Source organism: Ktedonobacter sp. SOSP1-85, assembly GCF_016587415.1.
Classification (GTDB): Bacteria; Chloroflexota; Ktedonobacteria; order Ktedonobacterales; family Ktedonobacteraceae; genus Ktedonobacter.
The window spans coordinates 6,489,972-6,514,672 of record NZ_BNJI01000001.1; the positions used below are offsets into that span (position 1 = coordinate 6,489,972).

Below are 24,701 nucleotides of genomic sequence, written 5' to 3' on the forward strand. Positions count from 1 at the left end.
TGAAAAGGAAGTCCCCAGCAAATGATACCATGAAATTTGCAAAAATGACTCTTGAAGGGACTCTCTTTCTAGAGTATGCTTCCTGCAAAGGTCAGCGATGAGGTTTTCAACTCAATACCTCCAGTAGATAGTCAAATGAACTGCCTGTGTTTGCGAGGAAGGGTGTTCGCGTCTTCTCACATCTCTCAATTCTGTTTCGCGATATCAGAGCAGGGAAGCAACTTCCTTCCAGGGATGGGACCATATGAAAGGGATAGCTACTGCATGGTCAGGCATCTCACTCTTCCATTCTGGAAGGCGCTCATCAAGCATATTGCTGCGCAGAAGCGAGCTGAGCAGCAACTCAAAGCCAGCGAGGAGAACTTTCGTCTCCTTGCCGAGACAGTACCACAACTCATGTGGACAGCCCAACCAGACGGCTTGCATGAGTACACGAACCAGCGCTGGCGTGACTACACCGGGTTCGCGCCTGAACAGAGACAGAGATGGGACCATCTCCAGTTCATCCACCCTGATGATCAGGAAGGCACCCGAGCCCAATGGCAGCATGCCCTGGACACGGGAACCATGTATGAGCGCGAAGAGCGTCTCAGAAATGGTCAGAATGGAGAGTATCGCTGGTTCTTAACGCGCGCCATGCCGGTGCACGATGAGGCAGGTCAGATTGTCAAGTGGATTGGTACCTGCACCGACATTGAGAAGCAGAAACGAGCGGAGCAGCAGCTCAAAGAAAGCCGGGAGAGCTTGCGCGTGCTGGCCGAAACGGTGCCGCAGCAGGTATGGGTGACACGATCCGACGGCCTGCATGAGTACTGGAATCAGCGCTGGCGTGACTACACCGGGTTGACGCCTGAGCACGTCCAAAGCGACCGCTGGGCTCATCTTAAGTTCATCCACCCTGATGATCGTGCAGGCAACCAGGCTCTCTGGCAGCATGCCCTGGACACGGGAACCATGTATGAGCACGAAGAGCGTCTCAGAAATGGCCAGAATGGAGAGTATCGCTGGTTCTTAACGCGCGCCATGCCGATGCGCGATGAAGGCGGTCACATCGTCAAGTGGTTTGGCACCAGCACCGATATCGAAGACCAGAAACGAGCGGAGCAGCAGCTCAAAGAAAGCCGGGAGAACTTGCGTGTGCTGGCTGAAACGGTGCCACAGTTGGTGTGGACTACGTCACCAGATGGCTGGGTTGAGTACTGGAATCAACGGTGGTATGACTATAGTGGTTCCTCCCCCGCACAAGCATTGGGTCATAGATGGAGCCAGTTTTTACACCCTGACGATTCTCAGCGCACCCTGAAGATCTGGCATCATGCGCTCGCAACGGGTGAACCCTATGAGATCGAATATCGCCTCAAGGATGGACAAACGGGCGAGTATCGCTGGTTCTTAACTCGCGGGATACCGGTACGTGATGAAGGAGGCCAAATCGTCAAGTGGTTTGGCACCGCCACCGATATTGAGAACCAGAAACGAACAGAGGAAGCCTTACGCCAGAGTCAGGAGCGTATCCGCGCCCTGATCGAATCCAATATTATCGGGATTACTTCTGTCGAGATGGAAGGAGAAGTGCTCGCTGACGCCAATGAGGCGTTTCTTCGCATGACCGGTTATACCCGAGAAGAGGTGCAGAGCAGAACGTTGAACCGGGTGAAGATCACTTCCCCAGAACAAGCGCCGCTTTTCGAGCGCTCGATCCAGGAGCTCACCGCACGCGGGCAGCACGCGCCCTTTGAGACCGAACTGGTATGTCAAGATGGCAGTCGTCTGCCCGTATTGGTGGGAGGCGTTATCTTCCAGGAGCAGCCGCGCCAGATGGTCGTCTTTCTGCTGGATAATTCGGCGCGCAAGGAACTGGAGCAGCGCAAGGATGACTTTATTAGCATGGCCAACCATGAACTGAAGACCCCACTCACTGCGGTCAAGCTGCAGATCCACCTGGTGCGCAAACGACTCGAAAAGCACTCCCAACCCGAGGCGGCCACCGCGCTTGCCCGGGTGGAGGGGCCTGTCAAGCAACTGGAACGCCTGATCGCAGAGTTACTGGATGTCTCCAGGATGCAGGCAGGGAGCCTCGAGTATCGGCGGGAGCGGGTGGATCTCGACGAGTTGTTGCGGGAGGTCACCGCCACCATCCACCACCTCCATCCCAGCCATACCATCCTGGTCCGTGGGAGCGTGCAGACCAGCCTGATCGGGGATCGAGACCGGCTGGGACAGGTCTTCACCAACCTGCTCAGTAATGCCATCAAGTATTCACCCGATGCCGAGGCAGTTGAGATAGATCTCTCTGCCTCCGACGATGCGGTCACGATCCGGGTGACCGATCATGGCCTGGGCATCCCGCGAGAGCAGCGTGACAAAATTTTTGAGCGGTTCTATCGGGTCACTGATCCCAAGCGGAAAGCGATTCCGGGCCTGGGCATGGGACTCTATATTGTGGCCGAGATCGTCAAACATCAGGGGGGAACCATCACGGTGGACAGCGCCGTTGGGAAAGGTTCGACCTTTACGGTGACCCTTCCTCTCATGAGGGATGCCTGAGCAGTTGACGCGTGTGGCGTGCGTGTCAACTGAGACGATGATGGCGGAAGCTGTTTCGGCACGGCTGCCGCCGCCTTCACAAACCAGATTCTTGCGGACCCACTCGGCGTTGAACGCCCTGCCTGAATCCGGCGGCTTTGCTGCGCATCACGGCGTCTCTCTTTTGCATCCTACCTGGCTTGGGTCATGACTTTTGACGCGTCGATCAAGCGCGTTCGCGCAGATCGGCCAATCAAATGTGCTTATCCACCCTCGAATAGATTCAGTTGTTGCACTTGGCCCTCACAGGAAGTCCACATGACTTCTACGCCACTTTGGGTCACGTGCAGCACATCGCACTCAGGATAAGCCTGTTGTTTGCTCGGAATCACTTGCCCCATCGCTCGACCCTCTCACGGTTTCTCGCCGCCCTTGATCACGCTCCCGTAGAAGCAACGATCCTAAACTGGTTAATCATCTCGATACGCATGCATAACTTAACGTGCTTTTCTATATTGTTCAGCAAGCTGAATGAAAATGGCGGCAGGCCAGCTAAAGGTTGCAAATCCGAATTGCCTGGCATCATCTTCTCGCCCAGGTCGTGCTTCCCCCTTCGTTGGATCATAATATTCGTAAAATCCATTTTTTGCGATCATATCCAGTGTTCTATCCACGAGCTCTTCTCCCATTTGTCGAGCTTGAGCGCTTTGTGGGGCATATCTCATCAGGCCCTCGATTATCAAAAGATTTGTAATCGGCCATGTAGGACCTCTCCAATAACGTGTCAGTTCAAATTTAGGGCTATTGAGTGCGGTACTTGGTACAGGATATGCAGGCCAGAATTGCTCGGGATCAGAAAGTCGTGTAAGTACCTTCGGGAGTTGCTCATCTGTTACTGCGCCTGCCAGGAGCGGCAGAAACATGGCATTTGTTGGCTCAATGATTGGTTCACGCCTTCCCTGCGCAACATCAATGTCACAATATTGTTGGTGTTCTTCATCCCAAGTATGGGCTAAAGCCTCTTGTGTTTGCTGTGCCCATTTATGGTATTTTGCTGCTTCATCAGTCCTCCCAACACGAGTAAGCGTGTCCGCTAATGCTTCATTTGCTCTGGCCCAAAGAGATGAAAACAGTATATCTTTAACCGCAAATGGCGATTGAGCAACAATTTTCTCGTAATCCCAGCCTAGCTTAGCAAAAAGAGCCACAAGACCCATAAAGCGGTAGTAATCTTCTTGTGTTGGCCGATGCGATGCTTTTCCTAATTTGTCATCAGTTCGATTGGCATCTACATCTTCTCTTACGGCTTGGGGAACATCGGTGAGGTTTATATGCGTATAAGAGCTATCCCAGCGAGGAGAATTGTCAGTACCACTTTCCCAGGGATGTACGATAGTGAGTAATCCACCATCTTCTGGATCACGGTATCTTTTTAGGTAATCATGATACTTCATCACGGCAGGAAGCACTTCATCTAAAAAATCCCCTGCTGCTCCATCTGGAGAATGTTTATACACGTAATCAACTGCAATACTCAGGAGAGGTGGTTGGGTAATACCTGATGTAACAATTTCGCCTCTTCGGAATTGTTCTGTATGCCATTTCCCTGCTTGCGGATAGTATCGTGTTTCCCCGGGATTGTACGTTATATGCGCGATTAAGCCATTATCCCATTTGCCTGAAACTAGCGCACGAAGTTCATCATAAGCACGTTCAGGATTGAGATGGACAAGCCCCATTGCTACTGCTGCACTGTCCCAATTCCATTGATGCACATAGAACTCTTTGGAAGGAACGGTTCTCCTATATGTTTTCTCATTAAGAGTAGTTACATAGAGATTATGCTTAAGCGCATGATCAGCTACCTTCAGCATTTCAAGCAATTTTTGCTCTCTTGATTGAGGAAGACCGCTATTAGATGGCTTAGGAGTTTTATAATGATCATTCATTTTATACAATCCTTCGTCTCTATTTCACAAAGGCTTTGACAACCTTACACGGTGCATTTCCAGTATTACGCAGGGTATAATGGCTTATGCTTGCGGGAAGAATAATGCTTTCGGCGAAGTGCAATTTTACTGGCTCATTGCCGGGACTATGGATCTCACAACGGGTTCCCTCAACGAGATTAAGCGCCACAAACTTTCCATGCGTCTCATCATCGATAGCGGTAGTGAATTCGAGGCGATGTATGGCGAAGAAGAGGTGTCCGATATCCCCAATACTATATTCAGCCCAGCCAGGGCCATCTCTCAGCAATTCCGGTTGGGGAATGAGGTTCTGGCGCACCCAGTTGGTCGTGCGTGTCGGATCAAGGTTGGCGAACGCATGATCGAGATGAACGTGGCGCAGATTGCCAGAGAGGTCGCGCCGCAGATAGTCGTAGACCTTGAATGTGAAGATATAGGGAGTCGCGCTAATCTCTAGCACCAGGTTGTTTGCGCCGCTACAATGGATGGTCCCACTGGGTATGAGGAAAAGATCATGCGGCTTACTGGGAAAGCTATTCACATAATCCGTAATCTCGAATGACTGGCCTTGATCGCGTGCGGCCAGCGCATCCGCCTTGAATGCACCATAATCCGTGTCCTCACGCAAGCCCAGATACACCTGTGCGTCTTCCTCACAGGTCACAATATAATAGGTTTCATCCTGGGTAAAAGGCTCGCCAAACTGGTCACGGATATAGTCGACGCGGGGATGGACCTGACAGGAGAGGTTTGTTCCACCCATCGTATCCAGGTAGTCGAAGCGAATAGGGAAATAGCTGCCGTAGCGCGCGGCGACCGGGATGCCAAGCACTGCGTCCGTCTCGGCCCATAGCAAGTAGTCGAAGGCACATTCAAAGAAGTATTCCCTATTCCCCAACAACAGGCCGTTCTCAGGGGCTATCAGCTCAAAGGACCAGGCATAGTTGGGAGCTTCGGTTGGTAATCCGAACTGTTCCTTCATCCACTGTCCTCCCCAGACACCAGGGGCGAACCAAGGCTTGACACGAAACGGTCTTCGAGCCAGTTCATGCAGGGCGAGTCGGATGTCGTCGCCGTGTACAAGTTTCGGCGCGGTGTGGTCGCTACCATCTACAAAGAGGTCCATTCTTGCCAGTTGCGCGCGTTTGATGCGATTGAGCATGGGCCAGTCTACAAAGTAGAAGCGTTTGTACATTGCAGCAAAGCCTTCTGGCTCGCACGCACCCACGTTCGTAATTGCCTTTTGCCCCGCTAACTGCTGCCCCCGGTCCTTGGGCACATCAACATATATATGCCATCCGTGGTCAGTGATAAGCGATGCCCCAAAGCCGTAAATAACGATGATCGTGTCATTATGCACCTCTTCAACGATGCGCTGAAGTTGCTCCAAGCGTTCCGCCTGCCAGAGGTCTCGTAGATCACCGTGAAAGACGCGCCCGAAGACAGGATCATCAGTGAGCGATGTCGCTAATAAGTGCTGGATCTCGCTTGCGGAGCGGAAGCAAGTTTCGGTTGAGAGCCAGCGTATCGCTCTCTCTTGCGCTACCTCTTGCAGTGCGACTCGTAGTCGCGCTATGAAACTGTCCCAGGGCAAGCCAACATAACCATCAATGACCACTACCTTTGGACCAGTCAAGCCCTTGGCAGCGTTGAAGAGCTTGCGCGCGAGTGCCAGATGTCCTTCTTTAATGCTGAGCCAGGGGAAACGATGAATAGGGTGTGTACGATACTTTGACGTAGCAGATGATTCTTCCATTACACCGGTACTTCCTTTATGTATATGCCCTAACAATCCAGAGCACTGTTTCACTATCGAGTGGTGGCAATGTTCGCTCTTCGACCCCAACGTTTCATAGCAAGACTTTCAGGCCGCTCGCGAGCGCAGAGACGCCAACCAATGCGGCGGTATCCCCGAGTTCTGCTATCTTAATCTGTGTGCGACCACGAGGAAAGGTCCATGTGTGCTCGTCTACGTATTGCTGGGCACTGGGCAGGAACTGCTGAGAAGAGCCGGAAATCCCTCCACCGAGCACGACGAGGTCTGGATCGTATGCATGGATTAATGAGACAATCCCGACACTGAGATAATGCGCGAAGTAGGTAGCAACTTCATCCGCAATCTTGTCACCAGCCAGGGCGGCCGCAAAGATGCCTTGAGGGGTCATTTCGGGGGGAGTGATACCACTTCCGGCATAGAGCGTTACAGCCTTGCGCATCAGAGGTGCGGTCCCGATAAATGCTTCAAGGCAGCCAATGTTGCCACAGGTACAGCGTGGCCCATCAACCTGCACGGTGATATGGCCGCCCATTGATCCGAAGAGCCCACGCGCGCCCCGCACTACCCGGCGTTGAAGTGCGACCCCGCAACCAATTCCGGTGCCAAGCGTTAAACAGAGCAGATTCTCGACCTGTCTGCCCGCGCCATAGACCATCTCACCCACCGTATACAAACGGGCATCATTCTCTACGAAGCATGATGACTCTCTGAGTCAGAGAAAATGATGAAAATGGGATAGAATACCCAGGAGGCCAACGTGTAGAGGTCGGCTCACAGTGGTGTGCATCAACCCGTCTACGAAGCTGATCCGGGTGCGTCCAGCAGAGCTGATTGTCGCCAGATTGAAAGAACTGAGCACGCGTAGGAAATTTGTGTCTTACTTCGCACCTCTCGTTGGTCTCAACGAAGACGAAGAACGCATATTGAGAGAGGTAGGAGTTGGTATGCAAGTCGTCCATGAGCGCTGTTGCGGCTTAGATGTGCATAAAAAGACGGTAGTAGCCTGTATTTTGATCACCCTGGCCAATGGAGAAGTTCAGCGCCATATCCGGACCTTCTCTACCATGACGGCTGGTTTGTTGGCGCTTTCTGATTGGTTGGAGAGCCTGGCCGTCACAGTGATCGCCATGGAATCGACCGGAATTTACTGGAGACCGGTGTTTAACTTGTTGGAAGAGGGCCGCAGCGTCATCCTGGTCAATGCTCAGCATATGAAAGCCATTCCCGGTCGCAAGACCGATATTAAAGATAGCGAATGGCTCGCCGATTTGTTGCGCCATGGGCTGCTCAAAGCCAGTTTCATTCCTCCGGCCCCTATTCGTGAACTGCGCGATCTCACCAGATACCGCAAGAATTTGGTTCAGGAGCGTGCGCGAGAGGTCAATCGTGTGCAAAAAGTGTTGGAAACCGCCAATATCAAGCTGTCCTCGGTAGCAACCGATGTGTTGGGCAAAAGTGGGCGGGATATGCTCTCTGCATTGATTGAAGGGACCACTGATGCCGAAACCCTCGCCGAGCTAGCGCGTGGGAAATTGCGAAAGCAGCTTCCTCAATTACAGCAGGCTTTAGATGGTCGTGTCCAGGCCCATCATCGACTCTTACTCAAACATATTCTGGCTCATATCATCTTTCTGGAAGAGACCTTGGAGCAGCTGCAACAGGAGATCGAGCAACACCTCTGCCCTTTTGAGGAAGCCATGACACTGCTCATGAGTATTCCCGGCATTCAGGCCCTGGCCGCCGCTACTATTGTAGGCGAAATTGGCGATGATATGACGCGGTTCCCTTCTGCCAAGCATCTCGCGTCGTGGGCTGGGGTGTGCCCAGGCAACAAGCAAAGTGGGGGCAAACGGCTCAGCGGCAAGACGACCCAAGGCAATGCCACGTTACGGGCCATTCTGGCAGAAGTGGTCTGGGTGCTCTCGCACATGAAAGATAACTATCTTTCCGCCCAGTACCACCGCTTGGCGCGTCGTCTGGGGAAGAAGAAGGCGGTCGTGGCGGTTTCCCACAGCCTTCTGGTGATCATCTATCACGTGCTCTCTACCAAGCAACCTTACCGCGATCTGGGGGCAGACTATTTCGAGCAACGAGATAGCACGCGGCTGACACAACGTTCTGTCCGGCAACTTGAGGCTCTCGGCTACACGGTGACGCTCGTTCCCAAGGAGGTTGCTTAGCGAGTCGGGTTAGGATTCTGATTTTCATAGGAAGGTTGGTAGGTGGAAGGTTTCCGCCAGGGTTTGCGCGATGGGGAAGCCGATAAGATCAGATAAGGACTCGTTTACATCCAGAATCGTACCCCGTTGGGGATCAACAATACCCTTCAAACTAATACCAACTGCGTGAACTGTCTGCCTCTGTAGTACGTGTTTTCCTAAACTAACCAGAGTATTGAGCACACTGGCTGCATCTCTTTGTGGGGGGAGGGCTTCAACATGGACAGAGGAGACCTCAGCTCCGCGCACAATCCCGGCTTTAATCCGCGTGCCACCAAGATCGAAGGCCAGGACAGCCGACGTTTTTGTCAACGGTCCCAATGCGGCTGTTAGGGACACGCTGTGTTTTGTGTTATTCATGCTTGACAAACACCATCGGATTGATCATAATAACGATATAACCAACTCGTTATAACAAGACGATACCATATCGCAAAGAGCGCTGTCAACACTTATTGGCAGGAGGGAATAAGGGATTTATGAAAAAAGGTGTCGTGAATGAGACGAATATGCAGGAGAGGGATACACGACGACAGGCCGTCCCTGTCCCGAAGTATTATCAGGTTAAGGAAAGTATCTCCAACCAGATCACTAACGGAACCTGGACTCCGGGTATGCTCATCCCTTCGGAAACCGAGCTGGAGAGCACATTTAGCGTCAGCCGTATTACGGTTCGCAGAGCGATCAGCGAACTCACGCATGAGGGGAAGTTGTTTACAATCCAGGGCAAAGGGACCTTTGTTGCCAAACCCAAGCTACCAGAACGCTTTGTGCATCATGCTTTTGGTATTTACGAAGATCTCAGGCGTCAGGGTGTAGAGTTGACAACAACAGTCGTGCGCCAGGAACCACAGCCAGCATCAAAAGAGGTTGCCTCAATGTTGGGCCTATTACCTGGCGAAGAGGTACAGGTGCTAGCGCGTGTGCGCTCGGTAGAGGATGAGAGACTTCTTGTCTCGACCACATACATCCCCAAAGTGCTCTGCCCAGATCTGGATACTGTGGACCTTGCTTCGACTTCACTATATCATGTATTGCGCACGCGTTATAATCTGGAGATCGCGCGGGGAGTGCGCAGCCTGGAGGCTGTTGCCGCCGGGCAATGGGAAGCGCGCTTACTCGAAATTGCGCTGGGAAGTCCCTTGCTTCTGCTCGATAGCATTGGCTACCTTGCCGATGGTCGTGCCTTTGAGTATTCGCGGACCTTCCATCGGGGGGATCGAGCGCGCGTCGAAGTCGAGTTTACCCCCGACCAGGACGAATGCTGAGAGCTCCCCGTGCGAAAGCAACGGGGGTTCCAGAAGTTCGGCCCACGCTTCCCGTTCTTCACGCCAAAGGAGAAGAGCAGGCTCTAGTGGTGGTTCCCCTGGACTTTCGGGCAGACGCGCTCTGGCTCGAGTCATACCCAAGCTTCGGGGCAGCGCCTGCCCCTCTCTCGCACGTTGTGTGGTACACTCGTGTGCTGCCCACAGGCGCGCCTCCGCACCTTCCCAATACGGCTGGTATCGGGCACACGAGGGAATGGGATGTGCTGGATCGAGATAAGCGGCCAGAAAGGCGGAATAGAGATCGCGCTGCACGGGGCCGATACCGCATTCGCACTGATGCCAGCGCTGGGAGAGGGGCTTCTTGACCCGTCTGCCACAGCCATGGCACCATTGGCTCAGCGCTGTTGTACGCGTGGGGACTTCAACCAGGATGCCGCCCGTGCTTGCAACGGTGCGTCTCAACAATTCCACAAACATCCCTGGTGCTCTCAGTCCCACACTCTTGCCGAATTGCCTCTGCCATGCCTTGTAGGAGACCTTTTCGATGATGATGGTGCTGCCCAGCGCAAGCACCTCGTGCACCTTGCGCCCATGCAGGCTCTTGCGGTGCGCCGCCAGCTTCCGTTCTTTGGTCGCCTTGCGTCGTCGGGTCGCCTGGTAGCGTTTGCTCTGCTTCCACCGCAGCTTCCTGTGACCTTGCTTTTTGATGCGCCCCTTCTCGTCGTAGTTCTCCGGATTGCCTGCTCGCCGCTGCCGATCCATCTGCCGTTGCAAACGGCGAATGGCACGGGTCTCGGGAGCCAGTTCCGCACAGAACACCTCCAGACGCGCCTCCCCTTCCTGGGGAACGAGAGCCAGGGTCGAGGGACCCAGGTCGCCCCAACGATCCCTTGCCCCACCTTGTGTTTGGGCTTATGGTGAGGCTTGCCCTCCAGGGCCAGTTGCACCACGTAGCGATAGCCCTCTGCATCGGCTCTGGCCGCTTTGGGACTGCTGGTGGGGCGTTGGACGAGGCGGGCGTACTTGATGCGGTGCCTGAGCCCATGGGTCGCCACCTCGTCCTTCCAATCGATGAAGGCAAGAAGCTGATCTCCGTTCCAGAGCAGGAACCCTGCGTTTCCCTTCTCGGGTGGCTGCAGGACAAAGCGCAGGCCGGTATCATTGCGCTTGTTCTCGATGCTGGAGAAACCACGCCCTCGGCTCTTGAAGCGCACGCGTTTGGCCTGGCCCAGGCAGACGCGGTTGAGGGCGCGGTAGGCACGGGTCGCCAGGGTTTGGGCGAGCACGGCATCGATGTGTTCGGCAATCCATCCCACGCGCAAGCCTTTGACGGCTTCATGCAACGCCGCCTCGGTGAACCCGTACTGCTTGCGCAAGGCGGAGAAAGCGACTGCTCGTTGGGTCTTCTGCGTGCGAGGAAGATCGCGAGCCGCTTGCCAGGCAGCGTCAGCTCGCATGCGGCGCAGGCGTTTTTGTCCCTGGGAGAGGATGGCGTTGTAGAGTTGGCGAGCGGCTTCCAGGTGAGCGCGCAAGCGAGTGGCTTGTCCTGGGTCGACGACGAGGGGCAGCTCGAGCAGAAAGGTAGGCGTTGCCGGTCGCTTCTCCTTGGGATGTTTTGGCTTCTGCTGTCTCTGGCGTTGTCCAGGCATGTCGGCTCCTTCTCTCCATTCCCACCGATGAATCGTGCTGATATGCCTATTCTACCAGAACGAGCGGAAGAACACAAGTTCTATTTTAGAAAAATACGCTGTTCTATTCGCGCACGAGAGCGGATGTGGCGACTCATCTCTGGCATCAATGACCAGGGCTTTCTCGCCACGTTCTCTGTAACCTTGCGCCACAGCGACAATCAAACTAAAGAAAATCTCCATGATCAGAAGCAAAATTGGTTACCCATCTTCCCTGTTTTGTTTCACCAGGTCAACAGTGCGCTGGCGAAGTTGCGTATTTTATTTCTTGACAATTCCGTAAAGATATATTATTATCTCGTTATAACGAGTTAGAAATAACGTTATAACGTTATATTGGGACTACGTCGTCAACGCCTCGCTTATTTATGTGATGAAGGAGTGTTCTCAATGGAGAAGGAACATGGGCTTGTCAAAGATTTCCTGGCGGGGAAGATCGATCGCCGCAATTTTATCGGCCGGGCGCTCGCGCTGGGCATAACCCTCGGTGGGGTAGAGGCGGTTCTGCAAGCATGCGGAAGCGGTGGAAACGCAGGCGGCAAGGCCAACATCAGTTGGTCGACCTGGGGAGATGCCGCGCGCTTAAAGTTATTTTTTGACTATACAAACCAGTTTAATGCCAGCCATCCTGACATTACTGCGCAATTCAAGCCGATTCCCACAACCGACATTGATTATGGGGCCAAGATCCTGACGCAACTCACTGGCGGAGTGGCACCAGATGTGTTCTATGTCCCTAATTCATCAATGACTCAATACATCCAGGACCAGGTGATTGCCGATCTGACTCCGCTCTTAAATGGACCCAAGAGTCAGGAGAAGGCAAGTGACTACATTGATAAACTGTGGGGAGTTTCCAGAACGCCCGACGGAAAGATCTATGGCGTCCCGGTGGATTGTAATCCGTATGTCATCTGGTATAACAAGACAGTTTTGCAAGAAGCGGGAATAACTCAAATGCCAGCCGACCTGTATGAACAGGGGAAATGGAACCGAGAGACCTTCTCATCAATGCTCGACAAAGTGGCTGCGAAAGGCAAAACCGGCTATATTCTCACCAATGCGACGCTTATGCTCTGGAGTTGGGTGACGACCAATGGAGGCATGGTATACGACAACAACGGTCGTGGCAAGTTCGTCGCCAATCAGGAACCCAGGTCCATCGAAGCCTTCACGTGGCTGGCAAATAATATACGTGCAAAAAAGATTGTCTATGCTGGAGTTCTTCCTAAAGGCCAGGGAGCTGATTTTGCTTTTATCAGCAACCAGGCAGCGTTTGTAAGCGCGGGGAGATATTACCTCCCTGCCTTCAGGCAGGCAAGTAATCTTCAGTATGACATTGTGCCTCTCCCACCAAACACGGGAAAGCGCCTTGAACCCGCCGGAGTGCCAGTGACGTCTATGGCTGTGAACAGCAAGACGAAGTACCCCGATGCGGCCTTCCAATTTCTCACATCGTATGTCTCTACTGCGGGACAAAAATTTAGAATCCAGGGCGCGGGCGGCTCAATGCCCTCAATCCAGGGTATTGACCAGATTGCCACCAGCGGAAATATTCCTGAGCACGCTCGGTACTTCATTGATACGCGCAACGTTGGGTATGCACAATTTCAGGCTGAGGATAGCACTCCTGGATTAACCACAGATATTCTGAAAGAGTTGGAACCCGTATGGCTACAAGGTGCAGATGTGCAGCAGACACTCAATAAGGTTGCCAACATGGCTAATCAGCGTATCACAGAGGCCAAATCCGGCCAGTAATACACTTTTGTCGCCCTTCATGAGAAAAGGGAGTACCATATGGAGACCAATGTTAAAATGGAACGACACCTGGGCAAGCGCATAGCTTCAAATCCGGCACGGAAAAGGCGTATTATGGAAGCTCTTTGGGGGTATGTCTTTCTGCTTCCCCAATTCATTGGGCTGATTGCCTTTGCGCTCATTCCACTTGTCTCTATCTTCGCTCTCAGCCTGGTGAAATGGGATGGGCTAGGCCCCATGCATTTCATCGGCCTGGCGAATTTTTTCAACCAGTTTGCCGATCCGGATTTTCGAACAGCGCTCATCAATACTGTCTACTACACTATACTTGTCGTTCCGGCAGGTCTCCTTTTAGCGCTGCTTGTCGCCATGGGGGTCAACAAGGTCCGTGCCAAAACGATTTATCGCGTGATCTATTTCATGCCGGTAATTACCGGTTCAGTGGCCGTCTCAGTCATCTGGATCTGGTTGTTGGATGGCAATTTTGGCCTCATCAATGTGCTCTTAGATCAGTGGTTTCACATTAAGGGTCCCCAATGGTTGGTTGATGCTCATCTGGTAATTCCTTCGATTGCCATCGTCAGTATCTGGTGGGGTCTGGGTTTCAACATGCTCCTTTTTCTGGCCGGGCTGCAAGGTATTCCCGGATCCTACCTAGAAGCTGCAAAAATCGATGGAGCCAATAAGTTCCAGCTCTTCCGGCATATCACATTGCCGCTGATCTCGCCCACCCTGTTTTTTGTTACGGTAATTTCTATTATCCATTCGTTTGAGGTGTTTGATCAAACCTACGTCATGACAGGTGGCGGGCCAGGGAAAGACAGTTATACTATCGTCTATCACCTTTACACGCTTGCTTTCCAAAAGTTTGAGTTTGGCAGTGCCAGCGCAGCGGCAGTGGTCCTCTTTGCGATTCTGCTGGCTCTCACCTTGCTCCAGTTCACACTTCAGCGCCGCTGGGTCTACTACGAGGGATAGAATAATTAGAAAGGGGAAATCCATGATACAAGAGGATGCTAGCGGCCAGCGCGTCGATTTGCAAGCTGCAAAAGCGCGTACTCAGCGTACATCTCCCATTAAGGTGGGATCTATCGTTATCCATCTCCTCTTAATTCTGGGCGCCATTCTTATGGCGGCGCCATTCTTATGGATGATTCTGACTTCGCTCAAAACGGCGACGCAAGCCTTTAGCGTTCCGCCGACCTGGATTCCCAATCCGGTTGCCTGGCAGAATTACCCCGATTCCTTGCAGGCTCTTCCTTTTGGCCTTGCCTACTTCAATAGTATCTATATCTGCTTCGTTGTGGTTGCATCTCAATTATTGACCTGCTCCATGGCAGGCTATGCCTTTGCCCGCATTCGTTTTCCCTTGCGTGGTCCCCTTTTCATTCTGTTTTTAGCTACCTTGATGATTCCGCTGCAAGTCACGATTATCCCGCTCTTTCTCGTCATGAAACAACTGAGCTGGATCGACACGCATCTCTCTATTATCGTCCCTTATGCTCTATTGAATGCCTTCGGCGTTTTCCTGATGCGTCAATTTATCAAGGGGATTCCGATAGAACTGGAAGAGGCAGCCATCATGGACGGGGCCAATCGCTGGACGTTGTTCTGGCGTGTGATCCTTCCGCTGCTCAAGGCTCCCCTGGCTGCACTAGGTATTATCTCCTTCCTGAGCCAGTGGAACAACTTTTTTGCGCCACTCATTATGCTCAGCAACTCCAATCTGTACACGGTACCATTAATGCTCAATCTGTTCAAAGGTGAGTACACCACATCCTGGACGTTGCTGATGGCAGGTTCAGCGCTTGCTGTCCTGCCCATTTTGCTTGTCTATATTATCGCTCAAAGGCATATTATTCAAGGCATCCAACTCACGGGTCTCAAAGGATAAAGGGAGGTGTCATCTGCTATGAAACACGAATATGAACAACTCGCCCAGGAGGCAATCAAGGTGCTCCAGGGGAACTGGACCGGGTCCTTTACACGACCTGGCTCCATTCTTTACCACCATCAGTGGTCATGGGATTCTGCCTTTATTGCCATGGGCTATATCCATTATGATCAGGATCGCGCCGAACAAGAGCTACGCACCCTCTTTGCGGGCCAATGGTCGAACGGGATGCTCCCGCACATGATCTTCAATCCCCAGGCGAGCAACTACCAGGATAGGTTACAGTTCTGGGAGGTTGAGCGCTATCGTTACGCGCCTCGTGATCGAGAGACATCGGGCCTTGTCCAGCTACCGGTGCACGCGACGGCTATTCTACATATGTATCGTCACGCGCAGAATACCGCGCAGGCACGTGCTTTCCTGGCTGAGATGTTTCCCCACCTGAAAGCCTGGCACACATATCTCTATCAGGAACGTGACGCGCAGGGAGAAGGCCTCGTGTATATCCAGCATCCATGGGAATCACTGGATAACTCACCGGTCTGGGATGCTATTCTCCAGCGTATGCAGCTTCAAGCCGAAGAGGTTCCAACATATCAGCGTGTGGATATTCAGCTTGTGAATGCCGAGGATCGGCCTACCAAGATGGAATACGACCGCTATGCCTATCTTGTCAAGCTCTTTGCCGCACGGAACTACGATGAAGCACAGATCCGCCGCGATTGCCCTTTTCTGGTGCAAGATGTGCTGTTTAATGCCCTACTCTGCCAGTCGAATAGAGATCTCGCGGAGATTGCGCAAATCCTGAACGAGGACCCGGTGCCATTTCAGGCCTGGGCCGAACTGACGTCCCAGGCTATCAACCAGAAGCTGTGGGATGACGAACACGGGATCTATCTCGATTTCGACCTTGTGGCGAATGAACAGATCCATGCCTATAGCGTTGCTGGCTTTGTACCGCTCTTCGCGAGTATCCCTGACCAGGCTCGTGCTCAGCGGATGTATACCTATCTCAACTCGGAGGCTTTCAGCCCCTTGCATGAAGCGATATACGCCGTGCCAAGCTATGACAGGCTGACAGCTGAATTTTCCCCCAATCGCTACTGGCGAGGCCCAGTCTGGATCAACATGAACTGGCTGCTCGCTCATGGCTTACACCGTTACGGGTACCACGAATATGCCCGGCGTTTGCGCCAGACAATAATTGATCTGCCTCAACGGCATGGCTTTTTCGAATACTATAACCCGTTCAGTGGTCAGGGACACGGAACAGACCAGTTCTCATGGACGGCATCACTCCTCTTAGATGTGCTCTACAGCGGCGAATGAAAAAGGGCGCAGATCGTTGTTGGGTGCTGCCCCAGACTTATACCTATGTGTATGAGTCTGGGGCAGCACCCAACTTGACTTTCTCCTTCTTCTCATGAGCCCTCATCATTGTATTGATATTTAGATAAGGGAAAAGAGCTATGCTTGTTGACATGCCTCTGGCCCAGCTTGAACGCTATCGACCGCCGCTCACCAGGCCAGATGATTTCATGAGTTTCTGGCAACAAACCCTGGCGGAAAGTTTGTCCCAGCCCCTCAATATCACCAGAGAAGAGCAGGATTACCCCGTTGATCGCGTGACAGTATATAAAGTGTCCTACGATGGATTTGGTCAGGGGACTCGTGTGGCCGGCTGGTATCTTCTTCCGAAGAAGCAGTATCGCCTGACGATTGATGGAAAAATGCCCACACTTGTACGTTATCATGGGTATAGCGCCAGCAAGCGTCTGCCAGGCTTTCATCTCGACTGGGCCTTACAGGGGTATGGTGTATTTGCCGTTGATGTACGCGGGCAGAATGGCGATACACCTGATAACAATAACTACGACCGCGGGTCTGTGCTTGGCTGTATGACCAGGGGTATCCTTCAGGCACAAAACTACTACTATCGCTTTGTCTATATGGACAGTGTGCGCGCGATTGAGGCCGTACGCTCCTTTCCGGAGGTTGGCCCCCTTGTCCTGCACGGCGGTAGCCAGGGAGGCGGGTTGGCGCTGGCGGTCGCGGCGCTTGCCAGAGAGAAAGGCATCGTTGCGGCTCTCGCCGATGTGCCCTACCTGTGCCACTTACGGCGCGCAGTCGAAGTCTTTAGTGCCGGTCCTCTCCAGGAACTGGTCGATTACTGGAAGACCTACCCTCAGCGTGTTGAGGAGAGCTTTCATACACTAAGCTATTTTGACTGCTTGAACCTCGCACCGCTCATTACCTGTCGCGTTCTGCTCTCGCTCGGCTTGCTCGATACTATTTGCCCCCCTCGACTGGTTTTGCAGTCTATAATCACCTACTCTGCGAAAAGGAGCTGAAGGTCTATCCTTACAATGGGCATGAAGGTGGCAGTCTCATTCACGACGAAGAAAAATATCGTTTTGTGCGCCGCTCTCTGTGCATCTAACAAGAGGCCGAGTGGCTGCACTCGCAATCTGAGTTGATCTCCTGATCTTCGTCGGAGAGCGCAGGCTCGAAGGTCCCACGATGTAGATACAATTCAACAACATTCGAAGCGGTGAGCGCCTGTTGCGGCAGATCCGTAAAGAAAGAGTTCATAGATGACTCCTGGGCGCGTGACGCCAATGGAGCTCTTCTTTTTGTCAGCTGGATGGGTCGCCACGATCACGCGGCAAGGGATACCTTCGGAGCCTACGGTCACGTAGAGACTACGGATTATCATTATGGGTGTGTACTGGCTGCTCCATTATCATCTGTTCAGGTTTATCAAGAGGTACGATTCGGTGCTGCTTGTGCTCGACTTTGTCTTCCTTCTTCTGATCATCCTGATGTTTATAGTTCCGTCGCGACTAGCGAATCCTGACAGGAGCCAGGATTTTCTCGCGAGCGGGTTTGTGAGGGAATGACTTCCTCACCGGATGGACTACCGGCAGATGGACCCTGCACTCCCCATCCTCTACTCCCTTGCGCTCGAAAGCTCCAGGAGCTACTTTGCGGATAATATTCCCTGCGCCATTGACATCAGCATGGATGACTCGCCCATCGGCTGCTCGATACAGTCCCCGCTCGATGCGCTTGCCGCTAAACTGGTAGGCCACCTGCTCGCCTTTGCGATACAAGGGCAGGGGGTCGAGATCAAGCAAGCTGGCTTTGCTCGTGTACGACTCTTCGGTGAGGATCACGCGAATGCCGACCAGTTCCGCTTTATACTGCAGCATCTCAATGAAGCGCGCATGCGGGATCTGCACAAAGTGCTGATTGGTGCGCTTCCCCAAGCGGATCTCTTGTTTTTGCAACGGATTCTTGCCGATGATCAACGTCCCGATCCCCTCGGCGACCAAAAGATCAATCAGGAAGCGGCTGGCCGTATGCAGGTCGTGCTCGATCCGCCGGTTGCGTCGAGTCGTCAACTGTTCCACGCGCCGACTTCGGCCAGGATGTCCGAGGGATTTCTGGAGCACTGCTCGTTGTTTGTTATAATACTGGTTACAGGACTTGATGCCGCGCCCGTTAACAATCACCGGTACAAAGCCTGGTTTGTTTGAAGTTAGCGTGGCCAGATTATCCATACCCGGATCGAGTCCGGCGAGCAGATCAGGATCAACCGCCGTGACGGTGGGTTCGTGTTCAGAGATGACTTCGACCACGACATAGCCCACTTTGGGAACCATGCGCACCTGCGCGATGGCTTTGGGGTCTTGCCGGGTTTTCACCTGGATGCCCAGTTGCGAGGGCTGGATGATCCCCCGATCCAGGGTCCGTTTGCCCCGGCTCACCGCTTGCATGGTATAGACGAGCAGGTTACGCCCCTTCGCCTTGGGCAAGTACGTTGGGAGGTGAGGACGCCCCACGAACTTTGCCGGGATCTCTCGATACACCAGAAGCGCCGCCCAGAAACTCGACCAGGCGGTGCAGACCTGCTTGAGCACCTGTTGCGCGACTTTGGCAGGCAACGCCCGGTATGCCTCGTGCTCTTGCATCCGCTTATCCAGCGCAGGATAGGAGAGGCTGGTGTTGGTCAAAAAGAACGTTTGACGCAACTCATAGAGGGCGGCATTGTAGAGATTCTTGGAGGCAAAACAGGCTGCATCCACGCAGGCAAAGCGCGGATCGGTCTGCGCAATCACATGCTTTTCAACCAGGTGCATCTTGCGCCTCCAATTCCTGGACAATGCGCTCGGTCTTTCGTTTCGCTCGACGCTGCCCATAGAGTCTGGCACAGAAGCTATAAATGATGCTCGTCAGGTCGGTGAGCAGATCTTCGGTCCCATTTTCGGCCTGATTGACCACCTCGATTTCCCGCCCGTAAGCGGTGAGGAGCGTCTCAATATAGCGAAAGCCAAAGCGCGTCCCCCGGTCTTTGTGTTCAATGACAATCCGCCCGACGTTGGGATCAGCCAGGAGCGCCAGAAACTTGGGCCGATTGTCGTTGACCCCCGAACCAATTTCTTTGACCACCTTGCTCACCTGATAGCCACGAGCCGCACAGTACGCCACGAGCCGCTCCGCCTGACTGTCCAGGTTCGCCTTGTTCTCGGCTGAGGAGACGCGGGTGTACACCACCGTCACAGCTTTCACCGGGCTGGCGGATCTTGCAGGTTCATCGATCAGGATCGTGTGCGCTCCCACGCGTCGACCCTGAATCTTGCCGTCTCGGAACCAGCGCCAGGCCGTCTCATAGCGGACCCCTTGCTGTTTTGCGTAATCACTGAGTTTCATAGGAAAAGTGTACCAGGATTCTCGGTGATTGTCAAGGATTCGCTATATCTTCAATGATCGGTTTCAATACCCGCGCGCCTGTATACCAGCCATATGTCTTCTCAACATTATGCCACTCTCTTTAGTTGCTGGCAGATCTTCACAGCCGGAATATTATGGGCCATGTGGCAGTACGCCAGCTATAAGACAAGTCAGACACACGAACATCGTCTTTTAAAGAGGAATATCACGTCCAAGAGACGCAAGCGCTTTTCATATATCCTTTTGGCCAACCCGCTCATCTTTGTAGGTTTAGCTGTGGTAAGCATTTTTACGCCTATTCTCACAACAGTCTATATTGTTGTTTATCTTGTGCTGCTTGGTAGTACATGGACAGTCTCTCATTGGTCCACAAACAAAATAGAGGATCTGCTTGAGAGAGATCCCGACTTAGAGGTGTCAGAAGAGGTAGCTATGATCTGATATACTCTGCCATTTTAGTAGGCGTAAGCAGTTACAAAATTTGAATTTTCCACGTCTATATAACTGGGTGAGTAGTAGACAAAGCGGCTACTTGCCGATAATAGTTCAAAACATTGAGGAGAAAATAATAGTATGCCTCTAGCTTATGGGAACGAGAAGTTGTACTTAGCCTGGGAAGGAACCGACGAATATTTACGTGTTTTATCATCGAAAGATGGTAGCGATTTTGAAAATGAGCATAAATTGCATGAGCGCAGTCTGAAGAGCACACGACCAGCCATTGCTTTTGGCAAAGGCCTGATCTTTGTTGCCTGGATTGATCATGATGAATATGTAAATGTTATTTCATCGCCTGATGGCCTCAATTGGGGCGATAAGGTGAGAATGGGCGAGACTGCTCATCGCCGTTGCGTCCCTGCTCTCACTTTTGGCGAGGATAAACTTTTTCTGGCCTGGGCGGGTCGCGACCACAAGAGTCACATCAATGTCACTTCCTTCAATGTAGCTGATGATGGCGAGCTGGCTCCATTCGATAAGGTGACGTTGGATGAGGAAGCGACGGGTGAGTCAGGACCTGCTTTAACAGCAGGGAATGGCAAAATCTACCTGGCCTGGCAGGGCCGCGACGGTCATATCAATATTCTTTCATCTACGAATGGCAAAAGCTTTCAGGACAAGCGGACTCTAAAAGAGGAAAGTCCCCATACAGCTACTCCAGGACTTGCTTTTGGTAATGGCTATCTGTATCTCTCCTGGATAGGCCATGATGATCGGCTCAATATTCTGTCTTCCACGGATGGCGAAAACTGGGGCCAGAAGGTGACACTCAATGAAAAATCCACAAGTACAGGTGTCTCTGGTCTGACCTATGGCAACAATACGCTCTTTGTAGATTGGTCCGGCCATGAACATGAGCATCATCTCCATGTCATGTCCTTTCAGCTTACAGACACAAATGGCACTATTCCAACTGAAGGGAAAAAAGTGACGCTGGAAGCTGAGGCGGAGAAATAATCTTCCCCCTAGCGTTCTATTTTTGTGGGAGGCTGCTGACAAAAACAGCAATCTCCCCTTTAACTGTGTTATGCTAGAAAACGGATTACGTCGCTTAATCATCGGCTTCGAAAAGGTTCCAAGTGTTTATCGAGTGTCTCTTGATATACAATATTATCATGTTGTTGTATAGGGAAGAGCATAATACTGAGGGAACGCTCGTGAGGAGAATAACGTAACTTGATGTTGTCTGTGCTGAAGGAAGGTTGGAGAGCAGGGAGATTAGGGGTGGGTGGTTGCTGCTGTGTGAGCCAAGCGGCGAGGACCTCAGGCAGGTGCGGTATCTGGTCGTGAAGCCAGGTGAGAAAGGCAAGAGCCTGTTCTGGGGGAAGATACACGACGTGCCCATCTGAGAACCGTCTTCCTCGCTTGTTGTCCATGGGGTTCACACAGATGCGTGCAGGAAGCCCCGCGCCTTTAGGCCTGACACTTACACACAAATCATGAAGGATGGAGACGAGCGGCGAGATGAACGCCCTCCAAGACGTCCATGACCCGCATCCATCCTTTCCATAAGATCTGCCATCCTGGTGGTCCATCACTCTTCCGGTCGAGGTAACCTCCCAGACGGGCAATTGCGCGCCACAAGTGCTCGGCCGTCACAATGTTGCGGTGACGGTGATCCAACAAGATCACGGCCTGGATAGCCTCTTGAGAAACCACATTCCCCGCAGGGATCTCGGTGGCTTGCTGTGCCGCTTGTCGTATCAGCAACAGGCGCAAGGCAATGGGAGTGAGGATGGCTAACAGGTTCCATTGGGCCTGCATGCTTTGCAGATTGTGCTGCTCCATCCGACAGCCAGTTTTGAGTGCCTTGTGGAAGTCCTCCAGTAGCCAACGCCAGCCATACCATTGCACCACCTCCCATGCCTCGCTTGGGCAAGTGATCGGCAGCGTGGTCAACACGATCCATTCTAACGGTTCTTGCCCTTCGGGTGGGGACGGTTCCCAAACCCGGACGACCCAGGCGACAATCTCCGTTTTGCGCAAACAGGCTCCGTTCACAGGTGGCTGGACTCGCACCTTTTGAAAATTCATCTGTAAGAGTGCTTCTCGCTTGGGCTGAGCATGCTGGGCAGGAATGTGCACCAGATGGGCATCTACGCCAGGGAGGGCACGAGCCAGGGCCTTGAGATGCCCTTCGTCGAGCCTTGCTTGCGCATCCCCTTGGGAAATCTCCACGTTACGATCCTGGGCCACTCGCAACACAAAATCATACTCTAGATCCTCACACGTCTGCCAAAACGTGTAGACATCGCTGCCGCTATCGCTTACATAGACCCATTGATGATGCTCAGGCACTCGCCCGATCTGCCGCACGCTCTCTTCCCAGACGTGGGATTCTCGCTCTCTCTTTTTGCGCTCCGCCTTGGTTTCCCCAACGGGAGCAAGCTGACGAATGAAGGGTGAGAGCGTCATACATCCTAAGATCTGCTGGTTGTGCGGATTCATTGCAAGCACGGTGTGTAAACTGAAGCCAATATCTTTTTTGCTGTTGCCCATCGGCCCTCGTCCTTTGAGTGCATGATGGGTCGAAAAGTCAAACTCGGTCGTGTCTGCCAGCAGCAGGGTGCAAAAGTGTTGGGTTGCCTCGCCGTAGACCTGGCTCCAGTGGGGAGCCAGGATATCCTGATAGGTGATGGCGTCCAGATTCAGCAGGCGATAGGCCCCCTGCGTTTCGCCCCAGGTCTGCAACGCATGAGGCAAGGAACCCGATGGGGTTGTTGCCAACGCGCTGGAGACCTTGAGCAAACGATCTGTGCGTCGTGGATCCCCCAATTCTGCTGCTCCGAAGGTCTGGGCGGCCCATTCGTCGGCATGCTGCAAAGGTTCTTGTTCCATGAGCCTTCCTCCTTGGCTTTTTCACGCTTTTCTTTTCAGCACGCCAAAACTTGTGTGTAAGTGTCAGGCCTTTAGGCCGGGGAGGAATGTACGCCTGCTTTCTGATAGCTGTATCCATCCGATCGATGCAGCGGCGTAAAAAAAGCGCACGTCCAGCCCTTTGATGCGCCCGGCCCTCGTGGTCAGATCAAAGGAGCCGCTCGCACGCACCAGCACCCGTCCGCTATACACGCCCTGCTTCTTTCCCGTCGTGACATGCGCTCGACAGATATCTCCCGTCTGAAAGCCTTGCACCTTCTTGGCCCTCTTAGGGGCCGAACAGGGAAAGCCATGGGCATTGACATTGCGCACTCGCCGACACCCGTGCCCCTGCGCACGGATCAGCAGCGGAACCACCCCGCTCGTCTGCAGAAGCGTTGGCGTGGAGCGACCCACACAGGCGGCATCGAGCCAATGCGTCTTTGGGAAGCCTCGCAGCGAGCGGTTGTACTTGGTGAGCCCTCCCGATCCCACTTCCACGGGCAGCCCCATCGCTCTCAGGCGTTCGAAGAGCGCCCAGCGCGTCGCGTTCACCGCGGCGGCATCCTTCAAGGGGGCTTTGGCCTGGGCCTGGATCTGCTTGAGGCGCTCCGGTTTCTTCTTGAGGAAGTCTTCGAGGTCTCTGTTCCCTTTGGTCTGGTTGCAGGGCTCGCAGGCCAGCGTCAAGTTGCTCAGGCGGTTGGTTCCCCCTTTGGCGCGGGGCACGATGTGATCGATCTGCAGCGGGAGGTTGCTCTTGCCGCAATAGGCACAGCGCCGCTCCCACTTCTCCAGCAGGTACTCCCTCGCCTCGTATCCCGCCAGCGTCCCTTGCTGATACTCCTTCCCCTGGATGGAGGGGTTCTCCAGCAGCTGCATGTCAAAGCGCACCAGCTCCTGGCTGATGCAGGTCACCGGCGCGCAGCGGCACAGGCGCCCGACCCAGGTCAGGATGTTGCGCAGGCGGCTCTCCAGCGAGGGTGGCAGCCATCCCTTGGGACGCGGCGATTGTGGAAGTGGGCTTTGCGGTAACGCGTCTTGCGGGCTCGTCTCCCCCTTCGGGCTCCTCGACGGGTATCGAGGGCCTCCTTGACCTGTTGCCCGCGATGGGTGAGCTCCGCGGCAAAGACGACCTCGCCCGAGATATCATGGACCAGGGCGATGCCGGTGGTCCGGCTGCCTGGATCGATCTTGAGGCGCAAGGGCTCGGTTTGGGGCTGCTTAACCTCTTGCTTGAGGATGATGGTGAAGGGGAAGCGGCGCCACACGGCGGCTTTCCCCTGCTTGAGGAAGCGTCTCGCTTGACCCGGATGCACGGGATCCAGCGGTTGGTGAGAGCTCTCTATGACAAACACCTTGGACATCCAAGAATCCTTTCGGATCTCTGCTTGCGCAGGTACGGTTGGCCTCGATAAGGTTCAGAGACGGTTTGACGCGATGAGCACTGGCTTGACCCCTCTGCCTGTTTAACCCATCACCGTAGAGCAGCGGGCTGGCCTCGCACCCGCTG

The 24,701-nt window shown here is 53.4% G+C and carries 15 protein-coding genes and 5 pseudogenes; 10 read left to right on the forward strand and 10 right to left on the reverse strand.

Annotated elements, in window-relative coordinates; genetic code table 11:
* Nucleotides 1-291 precede the first annotated feature (291 nt).
* Nucleotides 292-2,547 (forward strand): annotated as a pseudogene (locus tag KTE_RS27385) (PAS domain-containing protein); the annotation flags it as partial.
* A gap of 476 nt (nt 2,548-3,023) precedes the next feature.
* Here the strand turns inward: KTE_RS27385 and KTE_RS27390 are convergent.
* From KTE_RS27390 to KTE_RS27400, 3 genes and pseudogenes are all read right to left on the reverse strand, one after another.
* A complete protein-coding gene (locus KTE_RS27390) occupies nt 3,024-4,475 on the reverse strand; it encodes an amylo-alpha-1,6-glucosidase (protein ID WP_201386601.1) in 1,452 nt (483 codons plus the stop codon).
* A gap of 19 nt (nt 4,476-4,494) precedes the next feature.
* Nucleotides 4,495-6,252 carry a class I mannose-6-phosphate isomerase gene (locus tag KTE_RS27395; RefSeq protein WP_201386602.1) on the reverse strand — a complete coding sequence of 586 codons (1,758 nt, stop codon included), beginning with the start codon at nt 6,250-6,252 and terminating at the stop codon, nt 4,495-4,497.
* Nucleotides 6,253-6,346: 94 nt separating this feature from the next.
* Nucleotides 6,347-6,961: pseudogene (locus KTE_RS27400) on the reverse strand (ROK family protein); the annotation flags it as partial.
* A 256-nt stretch (nt 6,962-7,217) separates the two neighbouring features.
* Here KTE_RS27400 and KTE_RS27405 point away from each other — a divergent pair.
* On the forward strand, nt 7,218-8,453 hold the full coding sequence (locus KTE_RS27405) for an IS110 family transposase (RefSeq protein WP_201372470.1): 1,236 nt from the start codon (nt 7,218-7,220) through the stop codon (nt 8,451-8,453).
* A 24-nt stretch (nt 8,454-8,477) separates the two neighbouring features.
* Here KTE_RS27405 and KTE_RS27410 read toward each other — a convergent pair whose 3' ends face one another.
* Complete coding sequence (locus tag KTE_RS27410; RefSeq protein WP_201386606.1) at nt 8,478-8,852, reverse strand: ROK family protein; 375 nt, start codon at nt 8,850-8,852, stop codon at nt 8,478-8,480.
* Between the two features lie 119 nt (nt 8,853-8,971).
* On the opposite strand from KTE_RS27410, the gene KTE_RS27415 reads away from it, so the two are divergent.
* Complete coding sequence (locus KTE_RS27415; protein ID WP_201386608.1) at nt 8,972-9,760, forward strand: GntR family transcriptional regulator; 789 nt, start codon at nt 8,972-8,974, stop codon at nt 9,758-9,760.
* A 15-nt stretch (nt 9,761-9,775) separates the two neighbouring features.
* Here KTE_RS27415 and KTE_RS47870 read toward each other — a convergent pair.
* Nucleotides 9,776-11,409, reverse strand: a pseudogene (locus KTE_RS47870) (AAA family ATPase); the annotation flags it as partial.
* Nucleotides 11,410-11,838: 429 nt separating this feature from the next.
* On the opposite strand from KTE_RS47870, the gene KTE_RS27425 reads away from it, so the two are divergent.
* The 5 genes and pseudogenes from KTE_RS27425 to KTE_RS27445 all read left to right on the forward strand — a co-directional run bounded on the left by KTE_RS27425 (nt 11,839) and on the right by KTE_RS27445 (nt 17,543).
* The gene (locus KTE_RS27425) at nt 11,839-13,209 is read left to right on the forward strand and encodes a sugar ABC transporter substrate-binding protein (RefSeq protein ID WP_201386610.1); all 1,371 of its coding nucleotides are present in this window, start codon (nt 11,839-11,841) and stop codon (nt 13,207-13,209) included.
* Between the two features lie 114 nt (nt 13,210-13,323).
* Nucleotides 13,324-14,187 carry a carbohydrate ABC transporter permease gene (locus tag KTE_RS27430; RefSeq protein WP_374226828.1) on the forward strand — a complete coding sequence of 288 codons (864 nt, stop codon included), beginning with the start codon at nt 13,324-13,326 and terminating at the stop codon, nt 14,185-14,187.
* A gap of 22 nt (nt 14,188-14,209) precedes the next feature.
* Nucleotides 14,210-15,103, forward strand: a complete 894-nt coding sequence (locus tag KTE_RS27435) for a carbohydrate ABC transporter permease (RefSeq protein ID WP_201386614.1) — start codon at nt 14,210-14,212, stop codon at nt 15,101-15,103.
* Nucleotides 15,104-15,121: 18 nt separating this feature from the next.
* Nucleotides 15,122-16,432, forward strand: coding sequence for an amylo-alpha-1,6-glucosidase (locus tag KTE_RS27440; RefSeq protein ID WP_201386616.1), 1,311 nt, complete (start codon nt 15,122-15,124; stop codon nt 16,430-16,432).
* 152 nt (nt 16,433-16,584) lie between these two features.
* Nucleotides 16,585-17,543 (forward strand): annotated as a pseudogene (locus KTE_RS27445) (acetylxylan esterase).
* Here KTE_RS27445 and KTE_RS47875 read toward each other — a convergent pair.
* Nucleotides 17,540-17,695: a hypothetical protein gene (locus KTE_RS47875; protein ID WP_236600606.1), complete on the reverse strand. Its 156-nt coding sequence runs from the start codon at nt 17,693-17,695 to the stop codon at nt 17,540-17,542. The pseudogene KTE_RS27445 and the gene KTE_RS47875 sit on opposite strands and share 4 nt — an antisense overlap.
* A 125-nt stretch (nt 17,696-17,820) precedes the next feature.
* On the opposite strand from KTE_RS47875, the gene KTE_RS49805 reads away from it, so the two are divergent.
* Nucleotides 17,821-18,003: a TMEM175 family protein gene (locus tag KTE_RS49805; protein ID WP_201386621.1), complete on the forward strand. Its 183-nt coding sequence runs from the start codon at nt 17,821-17,823 to the stop codon at nt 18,001-18,003.
* Here the strand turns inward: KTE_RS49805 and KTE_RS27465 are convergent.
* Complete coding sequence (locus tag KTE_RS27465; RefSeq protein WP_201386622.1) at nt 17,947-19,245, reverse strand: RNA-guided endonuclease TnpB family protein; 1,299 nt, start codon at nt 19,243-19,245, stop codon at nt 17,947-17,949. The genes KTE_RS49805 and KTE_RS27465 overlap by 57 nt on opposite strands.
* Nucleotides 19,232-19,816, reverse strand: a complete 585-nt coding sequence (locus KTE_RS27470; RefSeq protein WP_201386623.1) for an IS607 family transposase — start codon at nt 19,814-19,816, stop codon at nt 19,232-19,234. Before KTE_RS27470 ends, KTE_RS27465 begins: the two co-directional genes overlap by 14 nt.
* Before the next feature lie 594 nt (nt 19,817-20,410).
* Between KTE_RS27470 and KTE_RS27475 the strand changes: the two genes are divergently transcribed.
* Nucleotides 20,411-21,292 carry a hypothetical protein gene (locus KTE_RS27475; protein ID WP_201386624.1) on the forward strand — a complete coding sequence of 294 codons (882 nt, stop codon included), beginning with the start codon at nt 20,411-20,413 and terminating at the stop codon, nt 21,290-21,292.
* A 480-nt stretch (nt 21,293-21,772) separates the two neighbouring features.
* Here the strand turns inward: KTE_RS27475 and KTE_RS27480 are convergent, their stop codons facing one another.
* Nucleotides 21,773-23,173: an IS4 family transposase gene (locus KTE_RS27480; protein WP_201386625.1), complete on the reverse strand. Its 1,401-nt coding sequence runs from the start codon at nt 23,171-23,173 to the stop codon at nt 21,773-21,775.
* 71 nt (nt 23,174-23,244) lie between these two features.
* A pseudogene (gene iscB / locus KTE_RS27485) lies at nt 23,245-24,555 on the reverse strand (RNA-guided endonuclease IscB).
* Between the last annotated feature and the right edge of the window lie 146 nt (nt 24,556-24,701).